The sequence below is a fragment of the Methylobacterium cerastii genome, assembly GCF_022179125.1.
GTDB classification, from domain to species: Bacteria; Pseudomonadota; Alphaproteobacteria; order Rhizobiales; family Beijerinckiaceae; genus Methylobacterium; species Methylobacterium cerastii.
Genome location: NZ_BPQG01000021.1, coordinates 15,903 through 36,626, shown reverse-complemented (window position 1 = coordinate 36,626; position 20,724 = coordinate 15,903). Strand labels below are relative to the sequence as shown.

Here is a 20,724-nt window from a genome sequence, read left to right as displayed (position 1 = left end):
CCGTTCCTGCAAAAACGTGATGGGGATTTCGTCGCCTTTCGCAGGATCGTTGCCGCGAATCCGCTACGCGGACACCGCTGCGGCGGTCGAGGTGAACGATGCGACCCGTGCGTGCCCGGCGAGATCGCGCATGATGCCGCCCGGTCGAAGGCCGGTCGCCGCCCCCAAGTCGGTCACGGCCTCGGCCTGATCGTAGCCGATTTCGAGATGGAGCGAGCCGCCCGTCGCCAGCAGGCCCCGAGACACCGCCCCAACGATCCGCCGATAAGCGCCGAGGCCGTCATCGCCGCCGTCGAGGGCCGCGAGGGGGTCGTGCTCGCGCACTTCGCGGTCGAGCCCGGCGATCACGGGACTCGCGATGTAGGGTGGGTTCGAGACCACGCGGTCGAACGGGGCGCCGAGGGCATCGCACCAATCGCCGGCGATGAAGCCGGCGCGCTCGGCGACGCCGTTGTCGCGCGCGTTCGCGCGCGCCGTCCTCAGGGCGCCCCAGGACCGGTCCAGCCCGATCCCGGTGGCGTTCGGCAGCGCGCTCAGCAAGGCGACGAGGATGCAGCCGCTGCCGGTGCCGAGATCGAGGATGCGGACCGGCGCCGCGTGGTCGGGGATCGAGGCGAGCGCCGCCTCGACCAGGGTTTCGGTGTCCGGCCGTGGCACCAGCGTCTCCGGCGACAGGCGGAACGGCAAGCCCCAGAACTCCCACGCCCCGAGGATGCGAGCCACGGGCTCGCCGGACAGGCGGCGCTGTGCTGCGACCTCCAGCCTATTCGCCTCTCCCGGCCCGAGTACACGTTGCCCGTGCAGCGCGAGGTCGATCGCGCGAAGATCGAGCACGCCGAGCATCAGGAAGCGGGCGTCGCCCTCGGGCACACCCTCGGCTACGAAGGTGCTGGCGAGACGCCGAAGCGCATCGCTGCGGGTGTCGGCGGGATGCACGATCGCTGCGGCGCTCACGGCTGCTTCGCCGAGGCCCGCAATTCAGCGGATGCAACAGCGGCACGCTGTCCGAGCATGGCGCGGGTCCCCTCTCCCGGGCGGGAGAGGGACAGGGTGAGGGATGAGAGCCGTCCGGAGAGGTCACGCCCCTCACCCCACCCCTCTCCCCATGGGAGAGGGAGCCGCGCTGCGGCCAGCCTTACGCGGTACGGGCTCACGACATGCCTTCGGCGGCCAGCAGCTCGGCTTGGTGCTCGGTGACCAGGGCGTCGACGAGTTCGTCCAGCGCGGTGCCGGCGAGCATCTCCTCCAGCTTGTACAGGGTGAGGTTGATGCGGTGGTCGGTGACCCGGCCTTGCGGAAAGTTGTAGGTGCGGATGCGCTCGGAGCGGTCGCCGGTGCCGACCTGCGACTTGCGGTCGGCGGCGCGGACGGCATCCTTGGCTGTACGCTCGGCGTCGTAGAGCTTGGCGCGCAGCAGCGACATCGCGCGGGCGCGGTTCTTGTGCTGGGAGCGCTCCTCCTGCACGAAGATCACGATCCCCGACGGCAGGTGGGTGATGCGGATCGCCGATTCGGTCTTGTTCACGTGCTGACCGCCGGCGCCCTGCGAGCGCATGGTGTCGATCTTCAGGTCGGAATCGTTGACGACGATGTCCACCTCCTCGGCCTCGGGCAGCACCGCCACGGTGGCGGCGGAGGTGTGGATCCGCCCCTGCGCCTCGGTGTCGGGCACGCGCTGGACGCGGTGGGCGCCGCTCTCGAACTTCAGGCGAGCGAACACGCCACGCCCCTTCACCTCCGCCACGACCTCGCGGTAGCCGCCGACCGTGCCCTCGCTCTCGGAGATCACCTCGACCTTCCAGCCCTTGGTGTCGGCGTACTTCGCGTACATCCGGAACAGGTCGCCGGCGAAAAGCGCCGCCTCGTCGCCGCCGGTGCCGGCCCGGATTTCGAGGATCGCACTCTTCTCGTCGGCCGCATCCTTCGGCAGCAGCATCAGCTGCAGATCGCGATGCGCCTTGATCAGCGCGTCCTCGGCGTCGGGCTTCTCGGCGGCGGCCAGCGCGCGCATCTCCGGGTCGCCGCCGGGCTCGTCGATCAGCGCTTCGACCTCGGCGAGGTTGGCGGCGGCGGCACGGTAGGCATGGATGCCGGCGACGACGGGATCGAGGTCCGACAGCTCGCGGGAGAGCTGGACGATGCTCTCCGAGCTTCCGTCGCCAGCCGCGAGGGTGCCGGTGACGATGTCGTGGCGCACGAGGATGGCGTCGAGGCGGTCGGGGGGAAAGGGAATCATCGACCGGGGTCTACTCTGGGACGCTGACGGAAACGAGATCGGTTTTGACGCGCAGTGCGCTCAGACCGGGATGCCGTGGGCCTTGGCGAAGGCGGCGAGCGCCGGGCGGAGCGAGGCGCCGTCGTGAGAGCGGGCCATCTCGGCGTCGATCACGTCGGCGATCGCCCGCGCGTCGAGGCTCAGCACCATCGCCTTGATCGGGCCGATCGAGGCCGGCGACATCGAGAGGTTGCGGAACCCCATCCCGATCAGCGCCATCGCTTCGAGCGGACGGCCGCCGATCTCGCCGCACACCGTCACCGGGCACCCGGCCGCGTCGGCGCGCTCGGCGATCAGCCGGAAGGCGCGGATCGCGGCGGCGCAGAGCGGATCGAACCGGTCGGCGACCCGGCGGTTCTCGCGATCGACCGCGAACAGGAACTGCATCAGGTCGTTCGAGCCGACCGACAGGAAGTCGGCGACCTTCGCGATCTCGTCGATCTGGAACAGCAGCGAGGGCACCTCGACCATGGCGCCGAGGCGGCAATCGCTCGGAAGCGGATGGCCGTGGCGGCGCAGGTGCGCCTTCTCGCGATCGACGATGGCCTTGGCCCGCACGAACTCGTCGACGGTGGCCACCATCGGGAACATGATCTTGAGCGGCCGCCCGGCCGCCGCCCGCAGCAGCGCCCGCAGCTGGACCCGCAGCAGCGCCGGCCGGTCGAGGCCGATGCGGATCGCGCGCCAGCCGAGCGCCGGGTTCTCCTCCTCGAGCTTGGGCATGTACGGCAGGATCTTGTCGCCGCCGATGTCGAGCGTCCGGATCGTCACCGGCCGGTCGCCGGTGGCGGAAAACACCGCCTCGTAGAGCGCCTGCTGCTCGGCCGCCGACGGCATCCGCTGCGCCACCATGAACTGCAGCTCGGTGCGGAACAGGCCGATGCCCTCGGCGCCGGTTTCGTTCAGGTGCCCGAGGTCGACGAGGAGGCCGGCGTTGAGGTGGAGCCCGATGCGGATGCCGTCGCGGGTGATCGCGGGCACGTCGCGCAGCGCCCGATATTGTTCCTGCCGCTTGGCGCGCAGGCGCACCATCTCGGCATAGGCCGCCTCGATCTCGGGTCCGGGGCGGACCTGGACCTCGCCCGAGACGCCGTCGACGATGATCGCATCGCCGGAATCGCAGAGCGCCGTCGCGTTCTCGACCTCGCCGACGGCGGGGATGCCCAAAGCCCGCGCGACGATCGCGATATGGCTGGTCGGGCCGCCCTCCTCCAGCACCACGCCGCGCAACCGAGACGGGTCGTAGTCGAGGAGCGCCGCCGGCCCCATCGAGCGGGCGACCAGGATGGCGTTGTCGGGCAGGAACGCGCCTGAGCCCGCGCCCTCCTGGCCGGTGAGGCGGCGCAGCAGGCGGTTGGCGAGGTCGTCGAGGTCGTGCAGGCGGTCGCGCAGGTACGGGTCGCTCTGGCGCATCATCCGCGCGCGGTTGTCCGACTGGACCCGCTCGACCGCGGCCTCCGCGGTGAGGCCGGAGACCACCGCCTCGCGCATCCGGCGCAGCCAGCCCTTGTCGTGGGCGAACATGCGCACCGTCTCCAGCACTTCTCGCGATTCGCCGGTGCCGATCTTGTCGCCGCGCTCGACCAGGGCGTCGATCGCCGAGCGCACCGCCTCGATCGCGGCTTCGAGCCGGGTGATCTCGGCCTCGACGTTCTCGGCGATCAGTGTCTTCACGACGATACGCGGCTCGTGCAGCACGACGTGGCCGAGGCCGATGCCGTCGGCGAGCACCACGCCGCGGGCGCTGACCGCGCGGCGCGCGGCGGTGCCGGCGTCGGGCGCCAGCCCCTGCAGCTCGCCGGACGCGATCATCTCCGAGAGCACCATGGCGGTGGTCTGGAGCGCCTCGATCTCCTCGTCGGAATAGACGCGGTAGGTCTTGTTCTGGACGGTGAGCACGCCGAGCGTGTTGCCGGCCCTCAGCAACGGCACGCCGAGGAAGGCGTGATACGCCTCCTCCCCCGTCTCGGGGCGGTAGGAGAAGGCCGGGTGGGTCTGCGCGTCGGAGAGCGAAAGCGGCTCGGCCGTCTGCGCGATCAGGCCGACGAGGCCCTCGTCGGCACGCATCCGCGTGAGGTGGACCGCCTCGCGGTTGAGGCCTTCCGTCGCGAACAGCTCGAGCGTGTTGTCGTCGCGCAGGACGTAGACCGAGCAGACCTCGGCGATGACGTTGGCGGCGATGACCACGACGATGCGGTCCAGGCGCGCCTGGGGGCTGACCGGCTCCGCCATGGCTTCGCGAAGGCGGCGCAGCAGCAGGCGCGGGCCTCCGGGCGCAGCGGGCATCGTCTGGTCAATCCCCTGTCAGCGCGGCGCCGAACGTCGGCGCCGGGCAACCTCAGGTCGAACCCGTCGGACGGGCCTGCAAGACTCAAGCTTGATCCAGGCCGTATAGCGAGTGGAGCGTGCGGACGGCAAGCTCGGTATAGGCCGCGTCGATCAGCACGGAGAACTTGATCTCGGAGGTGGTGATGGCGCGGATGTTGATGCCCTTGTCGGCGAGCGCCCGGAACGCCTTGGCCGCGACGCCGGCATGGCTGCGCATTCCGACGCCGATCGCCGACACCTTCACCACGTCGGTGGCGCCTTCGATCTGGGCGAAGCCGATCGTGTCGTGCGCCCGATCGAGCACTGTGCGGGCGCGGTCGTAGTCGGCCGCCGGCACGGTGAAGGTCATGTCGGTGGTGGACTGGTCGCCCGACACGGTCTGGATGATCATGTCGACGTTGATGTTGGCGTCGGCGAGCGGCCCGAAGATCGCGGCGGCGACGCCGGGGCTGTCCTTGACACGGCGAAGCGTGATCTGCGCCTCGTCCCGCGCGAAGGCGATCCCGGTGATGATCTGCTGTTCCACGTCGGTTTCCTCGTCGCAGATGAGGGTGCCGGGGCGCGCGGCGTCCGGCGGATCGAAGGAGGAGCGGACCGTGGTCGGCACCCGGTGCACCATGGCGAGCTCGACGGAGCGGACCTGCAGCACCTTGGCGCCGAGGGAGGCCATCTCCAGCATCTCCTCGAACGTGACGCGCTCCATGCGCCTCGCCTTCGGCACGACGCGCGGGTCGGTGGTGTAGACCCCGTCCACGTCGGTGTAGATGTCGCAGCGCTCCGCGCCGATCGCGGCGGCGATCGCGACCGCGCTGGTGTCCGACCCGCCACGGCCCAAAGTCGTGATCCGGCCGGTCTCGGAATGGATGCCCTGGAAGCCGGCGATCACCGCCACCTCGCCGCGCTTGAAGCCGGCGTCGAGCCGGGCGCCGTCGATCTCCTCGATGCGGGCCGAGCCGTGCGCGTCCGAGGTCTGGATCGGGATCTGCCAGCCTTGCCAGGAGCGGGCCGCGATGCCGGCCTTGCGCAGCGCGATCGCCAGCAGGCCGGAGGTGACCTGCTCGCCCGATGCGACGACGGCGTCGTACTCGGCGGCGTCGTAGTCGCCGTCGGCGTCCTTGACCCAGCCGACGAGCTCGTTGGTTTTGCCCGACATCGCCGATACCACGACCGCGACCTCGTAGCCGGCCGCGACCTCGCGGGCGACGTGGGCGGCCACGTTGCGGATGCGCTCGACGTTGGCGACCGAGGTGCCGCCGAATTTCATCACCAGACGGGGCATGGAGCGTCCGCGTTTCTCAAACTTCGTCGATCGGCCGATCCGGGCGCATCGGGACCGGGCGTGTAGGACGGCCCGCGGGGATTTCCGAGCGACCGCGCCGATCGCTGTACCGCACCGGCGTCCGGCGGGTACAAGCGGGGTCGGGACCTGTCAACACGCCGCCGATTCCGCTGCCGCGTTCCGCTGCGAAGTTCGGCCGCCCGTGCGAACCGGTCGGGCCGGCGCGTGTTTCCAACTGCCTGGTACGGACCCTCAAGGAGAGCGGATGAGCATCGACGAGACCGCCGCGGGCGGCGCCGCGCACGCGCGCACCGGGTCGGTGAACCCGGCCGAAATCGCCCGGTTCGACGCGCTGGCGGCGACGTGGTGGGACCCGCGCGGGCCGATGCGGGTGCTGCACCGCTTCAATCCCGTCCGCCTCGCCTACATTCGCGACACGGTCTGCCGCCATTACGGGCGCTCGGCTGAGACGCCCTTCGCGCTGGACGGCCTCTCGGTGGTCGACGTCGGCTGCGGCGGCGGCGTGCTGTCCGAGCCGCTGGCGCGCCTCGGCGCCGACGTCACCGGCCTCGACCCGGCCGTGCAGAACATCGCCGCCGCCCGCCGCCATGCGGAGGCCGAGGGCGTGCCCGTGGATTACCGGGCCGAGACCATCGAGTCGGTGGCCGCCGCGGGCCGGACCTTCGACGTGGTGCTGATCATGGAGGTGATCGAGCACGTCTCCGACATGCCGGCCTTCGTCCGCACCGCGGCCTCGGCGGTGAAGCCGGGCGGCCTGCTCTTCGCCGCGACGCTGAACCGGACGATGCGCTCCTTCGCGCTCGCGATCGTCGGTGCCGAATACGTCCTCGGCTGGCTGCCGAAGGGCACGCACGACTGGCAGAAGTTCGTGACGCCGTCCGAGCTGACGGCTGCGCTCCGGGGCGGCGACCTGTCCGTGACCGACACGACGGGCGTCGTCTACAACCCGCTCACGGACGGATGGCGGGTGGGCCGCGACACGGCGGTGAACTACATGCTGGCGGCCGAGAAGCCGGCTTAGGGCGCCCCTGCCCAACCCTGCCACCACCGGGCGGTCCCCGAAGGAGACGCGATGCTCGAGAAGATACCCGCCGCCGTGGGCCATGCCCTGTCCGGCCTCAAGGCCGGGCTCGAGAAGGCCGTCTTTCACGCCGAATTCCCCGACGCTCCGGCGACGATCGCGTTGACGAGCCCAGACTTCGCCGACGGCGCGGCTCTGCCGGCCCGTTTCACCGCGGACGGCGACGGAACCTCGCCGCCGCTCGCCTGGAGCAACCTTCCCGCCGGCACGGCCGCCGTCGTGATCCTGGGGGAGGATGCCGACAGCCCGACGCCGCATCCGCTGGTGCATCTGATCGCGTGGAACCTAGCGCCGGCCATGTCGGATCTCGCCGAGGGCGCGTTGACCGCGGATGCGCCCGTGGATCTGGGCAAGAACAGCTTCCTCAAGGACGGTTGGCTGCCGCCGGACCCGCCGAGCGGTCACGGCGCGCACCGCTACCTGTTCCAGGTCTACGCCCTCGACCGTCGCCTCGACCTGTCGCCCTCCCCAGGCCGCGGCGCCCTGATTGATGCAATGCGAGGCCACGTCCTGGCCAGGGGCTCGCTCACCGGGACCTACCAGCGGCGCTGAGGCGCATAGCCGGCCTCGATCGTTCGACGGCGGATGACCAAGCCAACGGAACGCGCGCGATGAAGGCTCTCCTCTGCACCCGGCTCGGTGGACCTGACGACCTGTCGATCGAGACGCTGCCCGATCCCATGCCCGGCCCCGGCGAAGCGCTGGTGCGGGTCTCGGTCGCCGCGCTGAACTTCTTCGACACGCTGATCATCGCCGGGCGCTACCAGGTGAAGCCGGAGCTGCCGTTCTCGCCCGGCGGCGAGGCCTGCGGCGTGGTCGAGGCGCTCGGCCCCGGCGCGGAGGGCGTGCGGGTCGGCGACCGGGTGATCGTGCACGCCAAGTACGGCACCTGCCGCGAACGGGTGACCGTCCCGGCGCGCCTGCTGATCCCCGTGCCCGACGGCGTGAGCGACGAGCAGGCGGCGGGCCTGACGATCACCTACGGCACCTCGCTGCATGCCCTGCGCAACCGCGCCAAGGTCCAGCCGAGCGAATGGCTGGCGGTGCTCGGCGCCTCGGGCGGCGTCGGCCTCGCGGCGGTGGAACTCGGGGCGCTGCTCGGCGCCCGGGTGATCGCCTGCGCCTCGTCGGAGGACAAGCTCGCGGTCGCGCGCGAGCACGGGGCCGAGATCGGCCTCGTCTACGACCCGGCGACCTTGCGTGACGCCCTCAAGGAGGCGACCGGGGGCAAGGGCGTCGACGTGGTCTACGACGCGGTCGGCGACGCGTTCTCGGAGCCGGCCTTCCGCGCGCTGACCTGGCGCGGGCGCTTCCTCGTCGTCGGCTTCGCCGCCGGCGAGATCCCGCGCCTGCCGCTCAACATCATGCTGCTGAAGGAGCTCGACGTGATGGGCGTCCACTGGGGCGTGTTCACCGAGCGCGAGCCGGAGGTGCACCGCGAGAACCAGCGCCAGATGCTGGCCTGGGTCGCCGAGGGTCGGCTGACCGCGCGGGTGCACGGCGCCTACCCCCTCGAAGACTACGCCGCGGCCCTCGGCATCCTCAGCCGCCGCGAGGCGGTGGGCAAGGTGCTGCTGCGGCCCTGACGCCTCAGATCAGGCCCTGCGCCTTGGCGAGCGCCACGAGGTCGCCCTGCGGCCGGGCGCCGATGTGCTGGATCACCTCCGCCGCCGCCAGCGCGCCGAGGCGGGCCGCGGTGACGTAGTCGAGGCCGCGGGCGTGCCCGGCCAGGAAGCCGGCGGCGAAGAGGTCGCCGGCGCCGGTGGTGTCCACGACCTCGCGCACCGGCGACGCCTCGACCGAGCGGATCTCGCCGCCCTTCACCACCATCGCGCCCTCGGACGAGCGCGTGACGAGGCCGAGAAGGTGCTTGCCGCGGCCGTCGCGTTCGTCGCGCAAGGCCTTGAGCGCCGCGTCCGGGTCGTCGGTCTGGTACAGGCTCTGCAGCTCGCCGATGTTGGCGAACAGGATGTCGACGCTGCCGTCTCGGATCAGGCCGAGGAATTCGTCGCGGTAGCGGCCGACGCAGAACGCGTCCGAGAGGGTGAGCGCCACCGCATTGCCGGCACCGTGCGCGATCGACACCGCCTTGCGGAACGCGTCCTTGGCGGCCGGCGGGTCCCAGAGGTAGCCTTCGAGGTAGACGACGCGGGCGCTCTCGACGACCGCCTCGTCGAGGTCGGCGGGCGACAGGCCCTGGCATGCGCCGAGATAGGTGTTCATCGTGCGTTCGCCGTCCGGCGTCACCAGCACGAAGCAGCGGGCGGTGGCGGGGCCGTCGGTCGCGGCCGGCACGCCGAAGGCGACGCCGGTCGCCTTCAGGTCGTGGCTGAACAGGCGGCCGAGCTCGTCGTCGCGGACCTTGCCGACGAAGCCGGTCTTGGCGCCGAGCAGCGCGGCGCCGACCGCCGTGTTGGCGCCCGACCCGCCCGACACGATCGTCGCCGGGCCCATCGCGGAAAACAACGCCTCGGCGCGCGGCTCGTCGATCAGCGCCATCGCGCCCTTCGGCACGCCCTGGTCTGCGAGGAAGCCCTCGTCTGTGCGGGCGATGACGTCGACGATGGCGTTGCCGAGCACCAGGAGGTCGAGCTGAGCGGTCATTCGGTCGTCCCTTCGAAATCTGCCCGCGCTCTCGCACCGGCGTCCGAACGGGTCAAGCGAGGCGGCTCAGGCGTCGGCGAACATCTCGGCGACCGGCACGTCGAGGCCGAGCGGATCGAGCCGGAGCACGCCGTCGGCCGCGATCCGCGACTCGATCACCTCGGCGCCACGGCGGTGATGGATGACGAGGCGTTTGACGGGATCGACGATCAGGTGGTGCATCACGCTGGCGAGGCTGAAATACCCGGCGAACTTGACGCCGGTGTCGATCGCCTTGGTGCTCGGTGAGATCACCTCGACGACGATCAACGGATCGTTCACCTCGACCGCGTCGGCATCCATCCGGGAGCCGCACATGACGAGGGCGTCCGGCTCGAAAGCAGTGGTCGGATCGATCCGCACGGTCATGCCGTCCGGAAACACCTCGCACGGGAGGCCGCCGGCACGAACCGCGGCGTGCAAGGCTACGAAGATCCTAGATTTGGCGCGGGCATGCTGTGCGCGCTGCGGCGAGATGGCGAAGACTTCGCCGTTCAGAATTTCGTGGCGGCCAGGTCGATCCTCGGCCCAGGTCAGGAACTGATCCACGGTCATTCCCGGATCGGGCCGAAGCTTGGGCTGAGCGCTCAGCGGCCGATCCTAGCAGTCGGCGACGCCGTCGCGAAGCGGCGGCTACTGCATCGACTTGACTTCGCACTGCGCGTAGTCGGCACTCGCCTTCACGTAGGCGTTGAGCTTCTGCAGGTAGCCTTCGGCCAGAGGCCGAAAGGCCTGGAGCTGCAGGTTGTAGGCCTTGATCGCGTCGTTGTAGCTGTAGGCCTCCCAGCCGGGGCATCCGCCCTTGGCGTCGAGGCAGGCGGGCTTTGCCGGCAGGGCCGGCTTCTCCGGCTTGGCCGAGGCCGGCGGCGGCTCCGGCAGGGGGCAGGCCGCGAGTGCCGCCCTGGGCGCGACGAGCGCCAGGGCGAACAGGGATCGGCTCAGGAAACCGCGCATGGACAGGTCGAGCTCCGTTCGGCCCGCGTCGGGGCCGGCCGGGTTGTGCGTCCGCGTGCCTCCGGGAGCAAGGCGGTCATCCGGCCGGCTGGACGCGGTGCGGCCGCTCCACCCGCGGCGCGGGCTTGCGCGCAGCCGGCATCCCGCGAACCAGGGCGACCACCGGTAGCAGCAGGCCGATGGCGAGCACCCACCAGGCGGGGCGGATCACGTCGGAGAAGTCGAGGTTGGCGCCGAGCACGAGGTCGGCCGGGATGCCGCTCTTGATCCCGTACCACGCCGCCTCGATCCCCGCCGTCGCGAGGCCGGCGGCGACCGCCAGCAGCGCCAGCGACCACGGCCGCATCGGCAGGCGGACGCGTTGCATCAGGCGCCAGCCCATCAGCAGCACGAAGAGCCCGGTCCAGAACACCGGGTCGGAGACGTCGATCTTCGATTGCAGGAAGTAGTGCAGCAGGCCGAGAATGCCGATCGCGTAGGCCGCCTTGTGCAGCCGCGTCCAGTTCTTTCCCATCCGCCGGATCGCAGCATCGGTCGAGGTGGCGCCGAGCGCGATCAGGCCGAGGAGCGCGACGAAGCCGATCGTCAGGTAGAACCGCAGTGCGATCTCGGACACGACCTTGGCGAGGTCGAAGTTCTGGTCGACCACGTAGAGCGTCAGGTGCGCCAGCGCGTAGGCCAGGGTGGTGACCCCGATAAGGCGGCGGACGTTGATCAGCTTCGGCCAGTTCGCCACCCGTCGAAGTGGCGTGACCGCGAGGGAGGCCAGCAGGAAGCGGATGGTCCATTCCCCGGTGCCGTGGATCAGCGCCGTGATCGGCTTGGGCCCGAGGGTGTTCGTCGCGTAGGCGCCCGCGAGGTAGCAGGCCGGCGCGACGGCGAGCAGGAACGCCGCGAGCTTCAGGAGCGAAAGGCGCCCGGCGCGGTCGAGCCAGGGCAGCGGCAGGGCGTGGGACCGGGCGTCGGACATGGCGGCTCTTCGTATCGGCTGTCGGTGACGATTCGCGGCCCGGAACGGCCGGCGGGGAACGCTCGCGATCCATTCGCTGGGTTCGCCCCACGGTTACGGATGCGGGCCGTTTTCGGTTTCGAACGCGCGAAGACGGTTGACCGCACCGGAGCGCGGCCGAGATAGCCCCGCAACCCAACGACGCAGGATCGCATCTGATGGATTACCGCACGCTTGGCCGCTCCGGCCTCAAGGTCTCGCCGATCTGCCTCGGCACGATGATGTTCGGCGGCGCCACCGACGAGGCCGATTCCGCGCACATCGTCGCCAGCGCCCGCGAGGCGGGCGTGAACTTCATCGACACGGCCGACGTCTACAACGCCGGCGTCTCGGAGGAGATCACCGGCCGGGCGATCGCCGCCGACCGGCATGCCTGGGTGCTGGCCACCAAGGTGGCCAACCCGATGGGCGACGGACCCAACGACCGCGGCCTGTCGCGCGTCCACGTGCTGCGCGCCGCCGACGAGAGCCTGCGCCGGCTCGGCACCGACTTCATCGACATCTACTACCTCCACCGGGAGGACCACGCGACGCCGCTCGACGAGACCGTGCGGGCGATGGAGACCCTGGTCCGCCAGGGCAAGATCCGGCATTTCGGCGTCTCGAACCACCGCTCCTGGCGCATCGCCGAGATCTGCCGCCTGTGCGACGCCTATGGCATCGACCGGCCGGTGGTGAGCCAGCCCTATTACAACGCCTTGAACCGCATGCCCGAGACCGAGCACCTGCCGGCCTGCGCGCATTTTGGCCTCGGGGTGGTGCCGTACTCGCCGCTCGCCCGCGGCGTGCTGACCGGAAAGTACGATCCCGACGCCCCGCCCCCGGCCGACACCCGCGCCGGCCGCCAGGACACGCGGATGATGCAGACGGAATGGCGCCCGGAATCCCTGCGCATCGCCCGCACCCTGAAGGACCATGCCGAGGCCCGCGGCATCACCGCCGGCCAGTTCGCCTTCGCCTGGGTGATGAACAACCGCGCGGTGACAGCGGTCATCGCGGGTCCGCGCACGCTGGCGCAGTGGACCGACTACCTCGGCGGGCTCGACTACGCCTTCACCCCCGAGGACGAGGCCCTGGTCGACGGCCTCGTCGTGACCGGCCACCCCTCGACGCCCGGCTACAATGATCCGGCCTACCCGGTCGAGGGCCGCGTCACGGTGAGCGGGACCAAGGCCTGAGGCACGTATCGATCGATCGGGTCCAATATTGGCGCAGGCAAGATTGGCGCAGGACGACACGGCCGTCGGGAAGGAGGATTAAAGGTCGATTCACGCAAAAGGCCCTAGCGTGATGGTCGTTGCAGTTCCTGCGTATCCGAAGTGCCATGCCCCCATCCGTCGAGGTCGCGCCCGACCTGTCCGGGCTGATCGAACTGTCGCGCATCGCGCATCTCGACCTGAAGCCCGTCATCCTGCGGGTCCAGACCGATCTGTTCGTGCAGGCAGCCAACCGCGACAAGTCGGACATCGAGTCCTTCGCATCCCTCGCCGGCGGGCTGATCCCGATCGTCGACGAGGAGACGGCGGCGATCGTCGCGGAGAAGCTCGCGCCCTTCGCCGACACGCCGCAATCCGTTCTGGCCACCCTCGCCGCCCGCGGCGGCCGCGTCCGCGACATCGTCCTGGAGACAGCCGTCACGCTCTCGCCCGCCCTGATCGACGCGGCGCTCCTCGACGGCGCCGACCTCGGCTCGGCGATGGCCGGGCGGCCCGGCCTGCCCCGCGCGGTCGTCGCCGAGCTGGCGCAGCGCGGCGATCCGGCGATCGACCGGGCGCTGGCCGGGAACCTCGCGATCACCCTGCGCAGCGACAGCGCCCGCCACCTCGTTGGCCGCGGTCGCGCCGACCCGGACCTCGCCGGCCTGCTTCTGGCGCGCCCGGACCTCGCGGCCGACGACCTCGCGCCGCTCTACCTGCATGCCGACCCGATCCGGCGCGATGCGATCCGCGAGGCCATCGCCGCCACGGCGGCGCTTCGCCCCTGCCCGCCCCCGCCACGCGACCTCGGCGCGATGCTGCTCGGACTGTCCGCCGCCCACGACGTGCCCGGCTTCATCGCCGCGCTGTCCGACGGCCTGGGGCTGCCGGCGAACTTCTTGCGCGCCGCGCCGGACCCGGGCTCGCGCTACGACCTGCTCACCCTATGCCTGCGCGCCGCCGACCTGCACGAGGAGGAGGCGGTCTACGTCTTCCTGACCCTCGACGAGGCGGTGTCGCGCTCGGCCGAGCGGGTGTTCGAGCTCGTCCGCCTGTTCCGCACCACCGATCGCCCGGCCGCCCGCGACCTGCTCTCGGCGATCCTCGACCGGCCGCTGCGCGAGCGCACCGCCACGGCCGACGCGCACCAGCCGCACCATGCGCCGGACACGGGCAAGGTCCGGGCAAGTGCCGTCGAACGGCCTGCCGCCCGCACGACCCTGCCGGGACGAGCGCGCAAGTCGTCTTGAAGCCCGCCCGGATGTCGGTGACGTGCCGGGCCTTTCGCTTGCTGATGGGCCGCTGGCGTTAGAGCCGGCTTCGCGCGTCGCAGCTCAATCCGCGCCGCGTCGTCAGTGCCCCTCCGCACCGCGCCAGGCGGCCTTGCGGTCGGCGTCCGCCAGGGTGTCGCGCGAGACGCTTGCCGTGCCGACGTGCCTGCCGAGCTCGGCCATGGCATCCTGCGCCAAACGCTGGCGGGACTCCGCCGGCAGTGCGCTCCAGGCCGCCGAGGCGGACCCGACCGTCGCGAGCACCGTCGATCCCGTCGCCAGGACCGTCGCAGCCGGATCGCGCACGGCCGCCGTCGCCGTCGCCGTCGCTGCGGGTCCGATCGCGGACGTCGAGGGCTGGTCGCGCGTCGCCGCGAAATAGGACAACGCGCCGATCACCAGGGCGGCTCGCAACAGGAACGACATAAACGGTGATCCGGACGGCGGACGGGTTGGACTGGCCGAGGGTGGCGCCGACTTCCTGAACCCGCCGTCAACTGAGCGCGGAAATCGGCGTCGATGGTGAACGAACCGCATTCGGGACGACGGCGCACAGTCACGGTTACGTTGTGGAAAGCATCCGGGTGATCGGAAGCCGGCGCGCAACACTCGTTTAAGCCGGGTCTGCGACGGTCGGCTCCTAGTCGTTCGTCACCGAACCGGGGGGCGCGAAGGCCGAGTATTTCCTGGGATGCCGCGTTGTTGGCTGCCCCGGGTCTTGGGTCTTGTGCGTTGCGCGTATCTGTCTTGCGTATTCAACACCGGCTGCCCACGCTGCTCGACGCCCGCCTTGCGAGCTTCGTGCATGAATCCGCGATCGAGGACGCGGCCGTGCGCTTCCGCCACGAGCGCTTCCTGGTCTCGCGCCTCGCCACCGGCGCGGTGATGATGGCAGGGCTGCCGCCCTACCTGCTGTGGCGCGGCGTGCCCTCGGGCATCGAAGTCCTTGCCATCGCCAGCCTGTTCCTACCGGTCCTCGCCGCCGTCCTGCTCTCGCGCACCGGCTCGCTCTGGGTCGCTCACGCGGTCTCCTCCGCCGGCCTCACCGGGCTGATCGTCTGCCTCGCCGGGCTCACCGGCGGCGTGCAGTCGGCCGCGACCGTCTGGCTCGTGGCGATCCCGCTCGAAGCGGTGGTCTCCGGCTCGAAGCGGGCGACCGTCGCCGCGTCCCTGCTGGCGATGCTCGGCGTGCTCGGCGTCGCGCTCGCCGGCTCTTGGATCGTCACCAGCCCGACGGTCGCGCTCTCGGCCACCGTGGCGTTGCCGGTCTTCGCCATCACCGCCATCGGCCACGTCGCCGCGCAGGTGTTGGAGCAGATGCGCAACGAGGGCCAATGGCGCAAGCGCATGCGCGACAACGAGGCCCGGGACCGGATGCTGCTCGCCGCGATCGACGACCTCGTCACCTGGCACGACGCCAACGGCCGGGTGATCGAGGCGTCGGCCTCGGCCGAGACCCTCGTCGGCACCGACGCCCTGCGCCTGCGCGGCCACGGCCTGCTGGAGCGCGTCCACGTCGCCGACCGCCCCGCCTTCCTGCAGGCGATCAGCGACGTCGCGGCGTTGGGCAAGCCCGCGACGGTGCAGCTGCGCCTCAACGTCGACCCGACCGGGCGGCGGCAGGACGGCGCACGGCTGATCCATGTCGAGATGCGGGCGCACCGGATCGCGCAGGGTCCGTCCGGCCCGGTCGGCGTCGTCGCCGTGACCCGGGACGTGACCGAGCATCGCCGCCACGCCGAGGAACTGGAGCGGGCGCGTGCCGAGGCGGAGCGCGCCGACGAGGTGAAGAGCCGGTTCCTGGCCAACGTCACCCACGAGCTGCGCACGCCCCTGAACGCCATCATCGGCTTCTCCGAGGTGCTGGCCGGCGAAGGCGCGATGGTGCTCGGGCCGGAGCGGGCGCGGGAATATGCCGGCATCATCGGCGCCTCGGGGCAGCACCTGCTCAGCGTCGTCAACACCCTGCTCGACATGAGCCGGATCCAGAGCGGCAACTTCGATTACGCGCCGGAGACGGTGGACGCGGCAGCTCTCGTGCGCAGCTGCTGCGACTTGATGAAGCTCAAGGCCGACGAAGCCGGAATCGTCCTCGTGCCGACGCCCGCGCACGGCTCTATCGAGATCACCGCGGATTCGCGTGCCTGCCGGCAGGTGCTGATCAACCTGATTTCGAACGCGGTGAAGTTCACGCCCGCCGGCGGCCGCGTCGAGGTGGCGCTGCGTAGGACCGCGACCGGCCTCGACCTCGTCGTCTCGGATACCGGCATCGGCATCCGGGAAGCCGACCTGCCGCGGCTCGGCACGCCGTTCTTCCAGGCGGGGACCGGCGGCTACAAGCGCACCCACGAGGGTACCGGCCTCGGCCTGTCCGTGGTGCAGGGTCTCGTCGGCCTGCACGGCGGCGCCATGACGATCGAGAGCGCGCCGGATGCGGGGACGACCGTCACCGTCAGCCTGCCGAAGGCCTGCCGCCAGCCCGAAAGCGCGCTCGGCACCGCGCCGCTGACCGCCCGGGTGCGCACGACCCGCAATGCGCCAGCCACCGGCGCCGTCGTTCGCCTGCCGCTCGGCCTGTTCGACAGCGGGCCGACGGTGGTGCGGGAGCCCGACGAAGCCGCGCGCCTGCGCCGCGCCGGCTGATCCGAAACGCAACGGGGAGACAGAATGTCCGAGATGCGCGACCATTGCGAGATCACCGTCGCCGGCGAGGCCCGCAGCGCACGCCCGGCCAAGGCCGCCCGCCACCCGACACCACCTCGCGCAGCCATCACCGATGCCGACGCCTCGGAATGGCGGGTGATGCTCGGGGCCGTGGCCAGCGGGACCTTGCGCATGTGCCGGCGCAACCCCGGTACGCTGTTCGGCGGGGTGGTCGCGCTCGGCGCCGTGGTGATGGTCTCGATGAACGCGCTGGGCCACCAGACCGGCCGCCACCCGGCGCCGATCCTGCCGAAGATCGCGATTCGCCAGGACGCGCTTCGCCAAGACGCGCTTCGCCAAGACGCGGTACGGAAGGACCCGGTCCCGAAGGCTTCGCCGGACATGGCGGCCGAAGCCGCGCGGCCCGCCGAGCCGTCACGGCCGCCGGCCAAGACCGCCGAATCCGCCAAGCCTGCGAACCGGGATGGGATCGCCGACCTGATCCGGTCCGGCGAGACCACCGCCTCGGTCACGCCGAAGGCGGCCGCCGCAGCACCGAAACCGCAGCCCTCGGTGATGCAGGCGCAAAAGGCTCTGACGAAGCTCGGCTACGGGCCGCTCAAGGCCGACGGGCTGATGGGCGCCACCACCCGCGCGGCGATCGAAAAGTTCGAGCGCGACCGCAAGCTGCCGGTAAAGGGCGAACCCGCCGGCCGGACTCTGCGCGAGCTCGCCGCCCGCGCTGCCCTGCCCCCGGCCTGATTGCATCGCGGTCCGGCGCGGCGCATGCCCGGCGCGCATCCGCACCGGGAGGTCCCATGCCGCGCCTGCGCTCCGATTTCTGGGTCTCGGCCCACCTGAGGCGCCTCGCCGTCGAGGGCATCTCCGCGGTTCAGCGGCGGCGCGGGGCGGCGGCGGCGGGCGCGATCTTCGTCAAGGTCGATCGCCTCGACGGACGCGCCGACCTCTACGGGCCGGCGCCGCAGGCTTTGTTCGAGGGCGAGGATTCCGGCGGCCGCCGTTTCGTGGCGATGGTCACCGAGGGCACGCCGCTCGATGCCGAGGAGCGCCTGACCAAGGAGATCCGCTTCGATTCCGACCTGTGGATCATCGAGATCGACGACCGCGAAGGCCGGCACCTCCTCGATCTCGCCGAATAGCCTCAGGCCGCCTCGCCCGCGAGTCGCCGCGCCGCACGATCGCGCCCGATCAGCGGCAGCAGGGCAGCCAGGTCCGGCCCGTGCTCCAGGCCGGTGAGCGCCAGGCGCAGCGGCATGAAGAGGGCCTTGCCCTTGGCGCCGGTCCGCTCGCGGATCGCGGTGGTCCAGGCCTTCCAGGTCTCGGGGCCGTAGGGCTGGGGCGGCAGCGTCGCCAACGCCGCGTCGGTCACGACGGCGTCCGCGATCACCGGCGCGACCGGCCCGGCCACCACCTGCCACCAGTCGCGAATCTCGGCGATCCGGTGGAGATTCGCCCGCGCCGCCAGCCACAAAGGTTCGGCGATGCCCGCCGGGATGCCGAGCGCGTCCAGGCGCTCGGCGGCTTCCGCGAACGGCATCTCGTGAAGGATGCGAGCGTTGAGCCCGTCGAGTTCGTGCGGATCGAACTTGGCCGGCGCCCGGGAGATGTGGGCGAGGTTCACGAGCTCGGCGAGCGCGTCCATCGTCGCGACCGCGCGCACAGCCTCGGCCGAGCCGGTGAGCACGGCGAGCGAGCGCACGGCGGCCGGCTCGTAGCCCGCCTCGCGCAGCGACCGCAGCGACAGGTGGCCGAGGCGCTTCGACAACCCCTCCCCATCCGCCGTCGTCAGAAGGTTGTGGTGGCCGAAGACCGGAAGCGCAGCCCCCAGCGCCTCGAAGATCTGCACCTGTACGCCGGTGTTGGTGACGTGGTCCTCGCCACGGATCACGTGGGTGACGCCGAGGTCGGCGTCGTCGACCACCGAGGGCAGCGTGTAGAGGTAGCTGCCGTCGGCGCGCACCAGCACGGGGTCGGAGAGCGAGGCGCAATCGACGTGCGCCGTGCCGCGGACGAGGTCGTCCCAGGCGACCGCCCGCGGCTCGAGCTTGAAGCGCCAATGCGGGATGCGGCCTTCCGCCTCCATGGCGGCGCGCTCGTTGTCGCTCAGCGCGAGCGCCGCGCGATCGTAGATCGGGGGTAGGCCGCGGCCGAGCTGGCGCTTGCGCCGCCGCTCCAGCTCCTCCGGCGTCTCGTAGCAGGGATAGAGCCGGCCGAGCGCCTTCAGCTTGTCGGCGGCGTCGTCGTACACCGCCGTCCGGTCCGATTGGCGGGCGCGCAGGTCCGGCACGATGCCGAGCCAGGCGAGGTCCGTCTCGATCGCCTTGGCGAAGGCCTCGGTCGAGCGTTCGCGGTCGGTGTCGTCGAGCCGCAGCAGGAAGCGACCGCCGTTCGCGCGGGCGAAGAGCGCGTTCAGCAGCGCGGGCCGCGCGTTGCCGATGTGGAGGAAGCCGGTGGGCGACGGCGCGAAGCGGACAAGAGGAGCCATGGCGGCGTCTTAACCTCCAATTGCCCCTCTCCGCCACAGCCCGACCGGGATGTCGCGCGGGGACGGCGGAAACACGTGGCGACGGATTGCACGGTCGGCGACGCTTCCAGGCAGCCGGAACCCGGCGTTCCTTGGATGGGGCGCCGCGGCGGCCGACAAGCGCGGAGCGGAATTCCGGCCGGAACCGGTGCGGTCGTCGACGTCGATCGGTGATCGCATCGGTTCTGCAGCTTGACGCCACCGCGCAGCCGGTCCTAGAAGGCCCTCGTTCCGGGATCGACGGCGTCAGCGCTGGTCGATCGGGATCGCGGCGTCCCAAGGGCTCGTCGCGCGGGATGGACGGTTAGCACAGCGGTAGTGCGTTCCCTTCACACGGGAAAGGTCGCAGGTTCGATCCCTGCACCGTCCACCATTTCCTCTCAGATCAGTTTGGCCGCTCGTCCGACCTACGTTGTCGTGCGCCGAAGCCACCGAACCTTGTGTCTCAGCCCTCACAGGTTGTTGGGAGGCGAGCGCTGCGTTGCCCGATCCAGCCTCCGGCCAAAGCGCGAAACCCGCCATTAACCTTCCTCGGTGATTTGTCGGATCGTTAACGGCTTCGCGCGGGCTGTCCCTGCTGCCGGCCAAGGATGGCACATCATGCGGCTGATCGTCGGCACCCTGATCGTCTTCGCCTGCGTCTTCGGCAGCTATTCGGCGATGGGCGGCCACCTCGAAGTGCTTTGGCAGCCGTTCGAGTTCGTCATCATCCTCGGTGCGGCGATCGGGGCCTTCATCATCGGCAACACCGGGCCGGTGCTCAAGGCCGTGCCCGCCATGTTCGGCACGCTCGTGAAGGGGCCGAAATACAACCAGCAAGCCTATGTCGAGCTTCTGGGAATGCAGTTTTCCTTGTTCAAGCTCGCGAAGCAGAAAGGCCTGATGGCGCTCGAGCCGCACATCGAAGAGCCGAGCGAGTCGACGCTGTTCAACGCCTTCCCGACCTTTGCAGCCAACCATCACGCGGTCGAATTCGTCTGCGACTACATGCGGATGGTGACGCTGGGCGCCAACAACGTCCACGAAATCGATGCGCTCATGGATGAGGAACTCGAGACGCACCACCAGGAGCAGGAGCGTATCGTCTCGGCCATGCAGTCGCTCGCCGACGGTACGCCCGCGCTCGGCATCGTCGCCGCCGTGCTCGGCGTGATCAAGACGATGGGAGCCATCAAGGAGCCGCCGGAGGTGCTGGGCCATCTGATCGGCGGCGCGCTCGTCGGCACCTTCTTCGGCGTCTTCGTCGCCTACGGCTTCTTCGGGCCCATGGCGCAGTCGCTCAAGAGCCTCTTCGAGGCGGAGTCGAAATACTACGTTTCGCTCAAGGCTGGTCTCCTTGCCCACATCGCCGGCCAGCCGCCGGTGATGGCGGTGGAATTCGCCCGCAAGGCCCTAATGAGCGACGTCCGCCCGACCTTCAACGAAGTGGAAGCGGCGACCGCCGCCCTGCCCGCCTAATCCGACCCCATCTCGAGAAGG

19 protein-coding genes and 1 tRNA gene are annotated in these 20,724 nt (G+C 70.8%); 10 read left to right on the top strand and 10 right to left on the bottom strand.

Features of this window, described 5'->3' with window-relative positions:
• Window positions 1–63: 63 nt before the first annotated feature.
• From prmC to MFF13_RS07790, 4 genes are all read right to left on the bottom strand, one after another.
• Window positions 64–954 carry a peptide chain release factor N(5)-glutamine methyltransferase gene (gene prmC / locus MFF13_RS07805; RefSeq protein ID WP_238271768.1) on the bottom strand — a complete coding sequence of 297 codons (891 nt, stop codon included), beginning with the start codon at window positions 952–954 and terminating at the stop codon, window positions 64–66.
• 196 nt (window positions 955–1,150) lie between these two features.
• Window positions 1,151–2,236, bottom strand: a complete 1,086-nt coding sequence (gene prfA, locus MFF13_RS07800) for a peptide chain release factor 1 (protein ID WP_147751084.1) — start codon at window positions 2,234–2,236, stop codon at window positions 1,151–1,153.
• 60 nt (window positions 2,237–2,296) lie between these two features.
• Window positions 2,297–4,561: a phosphoenolpyruvate--protein phosphotransferase gene (ptsP, locus tag MFF13_RS07795; protein WP_238271766.1), complete on the bottom strand. Its 2,265-nt coding sequence runs from the start codon at window positions 4,559–4,561 to the stop codon at window positions 2,297–2,299.
• Between the two features lie 85 nt (window positions 4,562–4,646).
• On the bottom strand, window positions 4,647–5,882 hold the full coding sequence (locus MFF13_RS07790; protein ID WP_147751082.1) for an aspartate kinase: 1,236 nt from the start codon (window positions 5,880–5,882) through the stop codon (window positions 4,647–4,649).
• A 265-nt stretch (window positions 5,883–6,147) separates the two neighbouring features.
• Here MFF13_RS07790 and ubiG point away from each other — a divergent pair, with 265 nt between their 5' ends.
• Genes ubiG through MFF13_RS07775 form a run of 3 tightly spaced genes read left to right on the top strand, consistent with a single transcriptional unit; the run spans window position 6,148 to window position 8,570 of the window.
• Window positions 6,148–6,924, top strand: a complete 777-nt coding sequence (ubiG, locus tag MFF13_RS07785; protein WP_147751081.1) for a bifunctional 2-polyprenyl-6-hydroxyphenol methylase/3-demethylubiquinol 3-O-methyltransferase UbiG — start codon at window positions 6,148–6,150, stop codon at window positions 6,922–6,924.
• 51 nt (window positions 6,925–6,975) lie between these two features.
• The gene (locus MFF13_RS07780) at window positions 6,976–7,536 is read left to right on the top strand and encodes a YbhB/YbcL family Raf kinase inhibitor-like protein (protein ID WP_238271764.1); all 561 of its coding nucleotides are present in this window, start codon (window positions 6,976–6,978) and stop codon (window positions 7,534–7,536) included.
• 59 nt (window positions 7,537–7,595) lie between these two features.
• Entirely contained in the window at window positions 7,596–8,570 is a 975-nt protein-coding gene (locus MFF13_RS07775; RefSeq protein ID WP_238271761.1) for an NADPH:quinone oxidoreductase family protein, read from the top strand.
• A 4-nt stretch (window positions 8,571–8,574) separates the two neighbouring features.
• Here MFF13_RS07775 and MFF13_RS07770 read toward each other — a convergent pair whose 3' ends face one another.
• The 4 genes from MFF13_RS07770 to msrQ form a co-directional block, all read right to left on the bottom strand.
• On the bottom strand, window positions 8,575–9,588 hold the full coding sequence (locus MFF13_RS07770) for an adenosine kinase (RefSeq protein WP_147751078.1): 1,014 nt from the start codon (window positions 9,586–9,588) through the stop codon (window positions 8,575–8,577).
• 66 nt (window positions 9,589–9,654) lie between these two features.
• On the bottom strand, window positions 9,655–10,182 hold the full coding sequence (locus MFF13_RS07765; protein ID WP_238271759.1) for a Uma2 family endonuclease: 528 nt from the start codon (window positions 10,180–10,182) through the stop codon (window positions 9,655–9,657).
• Between the two features lie 78 nt (window positions 10,183–10,260).
• Window positions 10,261–10,581 carry a hypothetical protein gene (locus MFF13_RS07760; RefSeq protein ID WP_147751076.1) on the bottom strand — a complete coding sequence of 107 codons (321 nt, stop codon included), beginning with the start codon at window positions 10,579–10,581 and terminating at the stop codon, window positions 10,261–10,263.
• Window positions 10,582–10,657: 76 nt separating this feature from the next.
• Window positions 10,658–11,551, bottom strand: coding sequence for a protein-methionine-sulfoxide reductase heme-binding subunit MsrQ (gene msrQ, locus MFF13_RS07755; protein ID WP_238271757.1), 894 nt, complete (start codon window positions 11,549–11,551; stop codon window positions 10,658–10,660).
• Window positions 11,552–11,748: 197 nt separating this feature from the next.
• Between msrQ and MFF13_RS07750 the strand changes: the two genes are divergently transcribed.
• Both MFF13_RS07750 and MFF13_RS07745 read left to right on the top strand, forming a co-directional pair.
• A complete protein-coding gene (locus MFF13_RS07750; RefSeq protein ID WP_238271755.1) occupies window positions 11,749–12,768 on the top strand; it encodes an aldo/keto reductase in 1,020 nt (339 codons plus the stop codon).
• Window positions 12,769–12,914: 146 nt separating this feature from the next.
• A complete protein-coding gene (locus MFF13_RS07745; RefSeq protein WP_147830098.1) occupies window positions 12,915–14,036 on the top strand; it encodes a DUF2336 domain-containing protein in 1,122 nt (373 codons plus the stop codon).
• A 102-nt stretch (window positions 14,037–14,138) separates the two neighbouring features.
• Here MFF13_RS07745 and MFF13_RS07740 read toward each other — a convergent pair whose 3' ends face one another.
• Window positions 14,139–14,483 (bottom strand): hypothetical protein, encoded by a 345-nt coding sequence (locus tag MFF13_RS07740; protein WP_147830100.1) that lies wholly within the window; start codon window positions 14,481–14,483, stop codon window positions 14,139–14,141.
• Window positions 14,484–14,804: 321 nt separating this feature from the next.
• On the opposite strand from MFF13_RS07740, the gene MFF13_RS07735 reads away from it, so the two are divergent.
• From MFF13_RS07735 to MFF13_RS07725, 3 genes are read left to right on the top strand one after another with little or no spacing between them, the layout of a single operon-like run.
• Window positions 14,805–16,700: a sensor histidine kinase gene (locus MFF13_RS07735; protein ID WP_147830102.1), complete on the top strand. Its 1,896-nt coding sequence runs from the start codon at window positions 14,805–14,807 to the stop codon at window positions 16,698–16,700.
• A 24-nt stretch (window positions 16,701–16,724) separates the two neighbouring features.
• A complete protein-coding gene (locus MFF13_RS07730) occupies window positions 16,725–17,462 on the top strand; it encodes a peptidoglycan-binding domain-containing protein (protein WP_306422417.1) in 738 nt (245 codons plus the stop codon).
• Between the two features lie 56 nt (window positions 17,463–17,518).
• Window positions 17,519–17,860 carry a DUF1491 family protein gene (locus MFF13_RS07725; protein ID WP_147830104.1) on the top strand — a complete coding sequence of 114 codons (342 nt, stop codon included), beginning with the start codon at window positions 17,519–17,521 and terminating at the stop codon, window positions 17,858–17,860.
• Between the two features lie 2 nt (window positions 17,861–17,862).
• On the opposite strand, the gene gltX is transcribed toward MFF13_RS07725, so the two are convergent.
• A complete protein-coding gene (gene gltX, locus MFF13_RS07720; RefSeq protein WP_147830106.1) occupies window positions 17,863–19,206 on the bottom strand; it encodes a glutamate--tRNA ligase in 1,344 nt (447 codons plus the stop codon).
• A 337-nt stretch (window positions 19,207–19,543) separates the two neighbouring features.
• Between gltX and MFF13_RS07715 the strand changes: the two genes are divergently transcribed.
• Window positions 19,544–19,618: transfer RNA gene (locus MFF13_RS07715), tRNA-Val, on the top strand.
• 227 nt (window positions 19,619–19,845) lie between these two features.
• Window positions 19,846–20,703 carry a flagellar motor stator protein MotA gene (gene motA / locus MFF13_RS07710; RefSeq protein ID WP_147751068.1) on the top strand — a complete coding sequence of 286 codons (858 nt, stop codon included), beginning with the start codon at window positions 19,846–19,848 and terminating at the stop codon, window positions 20,701–20,703.
• Window positions 20,704–20,724: the final 21 nt, after the last annotated feature.